General features: G+C 69.1%; 3 protein-coding genes. All 3 read left to right on the top strand.

Features of this window, described 5'->3' with window-relative positions; genetic code table 11:
* A partial coding sequence (gene glpX / locus ACFWF3_RS29095) for a class II fructose-bisphosphatase (RefSeq protein WP_379316751.1) occupies positions 1–1,026 on the top strand: 1,026 nt, incomplete at its 5' end.
* Positions 1,027–1,056: 30 nt separating this feature from the next.
* Positions 1,057–1,899 (top strand): patatin-like phospholipase family protein, encoded by an 843-nt coding sequence (locus ACFWF3_RS29090; protein WP_378993026.1) that lies wholly within the window; start codon positions 1,057–1,059, stop codon positions 1,897–1,899.
* Between the two features lie 86 nt (positions 1,900–1,985).
* Positions 1,986–3,386, top strand: a complete 1,401-nt coding sequence (locus ACFWF3_RS29085; protein WP_378993027.1) for a class II fumarate hydratase — start codon at positions 1,986–1,988, stop codon at positions 3,384–3,386.
* Positions 3,387–3,416: the final 30 nt, after the last annotated feature.

The following is a 3,416-nucleotide window of genomic DNA, read 5'->3' as shown; positions in this document are numbered from 1 at the left end:
GCCCCCAGCCGCCGCGAGGCACCCGATCGCAACCTCGCGCTGGAGCTGGTCCGCGTCACCGAGGCAGGCGCGATGGCGAGTGGCCGTTGGGTCGGCCGTGGCGACAAGGAAGGTGGCGACGGCGCGGCCGTCGACGCCATGCGTCAGCTCGTCAGCTCGGTGTCCATGAAGGGCATCGTCGTCATCGGCGAGGGCGAGAAGGACGAAGCGCCGATGCTCTACAACGGTGAGCTCGTCGGCGACGGCACCGGCCCCGAGGTCGACTTCGCCGTCGACCCGGTCGACGGCACCACCCTGATGTCGAAGGGTTCCCCCGGCGCCATCTCGGTGCTCGCGGTCGCCGAGCGCGGCGCCATGTTCGACCCGTCCGCGGTGTTCTACATGCACAAGATCGCCGTCGGCCCCGATGCCGCAGGCTCGATCGACATCACCGCCCCGATCGGTGAGAACATCCGCCGCGTGGCCAAGGCAAAGCGGCTGTCGGTGTCCGATCTGACCGTCTGCATCCTGGACCGTCCCCGCCACGAGGACACCATCCAGCAGGCACGCGACGCGGGCGCCCGCATCCGCCTCATCTCCGACGGTGACGTCGCCGGCGCCATCGCCGCCGCGCGTCCCGAGTCCGGCGTCGACATCCTGGTCGGTATCGGTGGCACCCCCGAGGGCATCATCGCCGCCGCCGCGCTGCGCTGTCTCGGCGGCGAGCTGCAGGGCATGCTCGCGCCGAAGGACGACGAAGAGCGGCAGAAGGCGATCGACGCGGGCCACGATCTGGATCGGGTGCTCTCGACCACCGACCTGGTCTCCGGCGACAACGTGTTCTTCTGCGCCACCGGCGTCACCGACGGCGACCTGCTGCGCGGCGTGCGCTACTACGGCGGCGGCGCGTCGACCCAGTCGATCGTAATGCGGTCCAAGTCGGGCACCGTCCGCATGATCGACGCCTACCACCGCCTGACGAAGCTGCGCGAGTACTCCTCGGTCGACTTCGACGGCGACGACAGCGCGAACCCGCCGCTACCGTGATCCGGGGCTGGGCGTCCCTATAGTCGAACTATGGCAGCGCCCAGCACCGCCCTGGTCCTCGGCAACGGCGGAATCGCCGGTATCGGCTGGCAGATCGGCATGATCGCCGGACTGGCCGAGGCCGGGGTGGACCTGCGGTCGGCCGATCTGGTGATCGGCACGTCCGCGGGCGCGGTCGTCGGGGCGCAAATTCGCAGCACGCTGTCGACCGACGAGCTCTACAAGCGGCAGCTGGGGCGGCTCAACGCCGAGATCCCGAACCGGCTCTCGGTCAAGCAGCTGGCCACGTGGGCGTTCATCGCGGGCACCGCGCCCAGCGAGACCAGCGCGGCACGCCGGGTCGCGAACGCTTCGCGCGGCAGGTCGACGATCGACCCCGTGTTGCGGCTGGCGGCGGTGTCCTCACGCCTGCCCGAGAAGTCGTGGCCGGCACAGCCGTTGTGGATCACCGCGGTCGACGCCGACACCGGCGTGTTGAAGGTCTTCGACCGCGACAGCGACGTCTCGCTCGCCGAGGCGGTCAACGCCAGTTGCGCGATCCCGTTCGCCTGGCCGGAGGCGTCGTGTCACGGGCACCACTACCTCGACGGCGGGGTCCGCTCCCCCCTGAATCTGGATCTGGCGAAGGGCTACGACCGGATCGTCGGCCTCGCGTCCAACATTCTCACCCCGCGCCGCAGCGGGAAGATCTCCGCCCAGCTCGCCCACCTCGGTTCGGCCAGGGTCACGGTGATCCATCCGGACCAAGCCGCGCGCAAGGCCATCGGCCCCAACGAGCTCGACCCGCAGCGCGTACACGGCGCCGCGCTGGCCGGTCACACCCAAGCCAGGGACTTCGCCGACGAGGTGTGCGCGGTCTGGCCCACCGACTGAGTCCGGCGAGTATTCCTGCCGCGGATGTGGGATTTCGCGCTGGTGTGTGGCCACCATTCGCGGTGTTCTCGTCCTAGGGTCGAACTATGGCTGACGACGACGCGCAGTACCGGATCGAGCACGACACCATGGGAGAGGTTCGCGTCCCCGTCGACGCCCTGTGGCGGGCGCAGACGCAGCGGGCCGTCGAGAACTTCCCGATCAGCGGGCGGGGACTCGAGCGCGCCCAGATCCGGGCGCTGGGCCTGCTGAAAGCCGCGTGCGCTCAGGTCAACAAGGATCTGGGCCTGCTCGATCCGGTGAAGGCCGATGCGATCATCGCCGCGGCGGGCGAGATCGCGAACGGGGAGCACGACGACCAGTTCCCGATCGACGTGTTCCAGACCGGTTCGGGCACCAGCTCGAACATGAACGCCAACGAGGTGATCGCCTCGATCGCCGCCCGTAACGGGGTGAGCGTGCACCCCAACGACGACGTGAACATGTCGCAGTCCTCCAACGACACCTTCCCCACCGCGACACACCTGGCCGCCACCGAGGCCGTGATCACCGAACTCGTTCCCGCGCTGGACCATCTGCGCCTGGCGCTGCTCGACAAGTCACAGCAGTGGCGCACCGTGGTGAAGTCGGGCCGCACCCACCTGATGGACGCGGTGCCGGTGACGCTCGGCCAGGAATTCGGCGGCTACACCCGCCAGATCGCCGCGGGTATCGAACGCGCGATGTCCGTGCTTCCCCGCCTCGGCGAGTTGCCGATCGGCGGCACCGCGGTGGGCACCGGTCTCAACGCGCCCGCCGGATTCGGTGCGAAGGTCGTCGCGCAACTGGTACGCACCACGGGAATCGACGCGCTGCGCGAAGCGCAGGATCATTTCGAGGCCCAGGCCGCGCGTGACGGACTCGTCGAGGCCTCCGGCGCGCTGCGCACCATCGCGGTCAGCCTGACCAAGATCGCCAACGACATCCGCTGGATGGGTTCGGGCCCGCTGACCGGGCTCGGCGAATTGCAGCTGCCGGACCTGCAGCCGGGTAGCTCGATCATGCCCGGCAAGGTGAATCCCGTACTGCCCGAGGCGGTGACGCAGGTGGCGGTGCAGGTGGTCGGCAACGACGCGGCGATCGCATTCGGCGGGGCGAGCGGGGCGTTCGAGCTCAATGTCTACATTCCCGTGATGGCGCGCAATCTGCTCGAGTCGATTCGCCTGCTGGCCAACGTTTCTCGCTTGTTCGCCGACAAGTGTGTGAGCGGGCTCGTCGCCGACGAGGAGCACCTGCGGACCCTGGCCGAATCGTCACCGTCGATCGTCACCCCGCTCAACTCGGCCATCGGCTACGAGGAAGCGGCCGCGGTCGCCAAACAGGCGCTGCGCGAGAAGAAGACGATCCGGCAGACCGTCATCGACCGCGGGCTCGTCCCGGACAAGCTCTCGCTCGAAGAGCTCGATCGCAAACTCGACGTGCTGGCGATGGCCGACGTCGACCGCTGAAACGCCGAACGGCCGTCACCTCGCAGGAGG

Source organism: Nocardia sp. NPDC060220 (genome assembly GCF_042727815.1).
GTDB lineage: Bacteria > Actinomycetota > Actinomycetes > Mycobacteriales > Mycobacteriaceae > Nocardia.
The sequence above is the reverse complement of the archived record's forward strand: the minus strand, read 5'-3'. Positions and strand labels throughout refer to the sequence as shown.

What these genes read in the sequence shown, in the direction of transcription:
- ACFWF3_RS29085 (WP_378993027.1), top strand. Translation starts at nt 1,986, where the DNA reads ATGGCTGACGACGACGCGCAGTACCGGATCGAGCACGACACCATGGGA.
- ACFWF3_RS29090 (WP_378993026.1), top strand. Translation starts at nt 1,057, where the DNA reads ATGGCAGCGCCCAGCACCGCCCTGGTCCTCGGCAACGGCGGAATCGCC.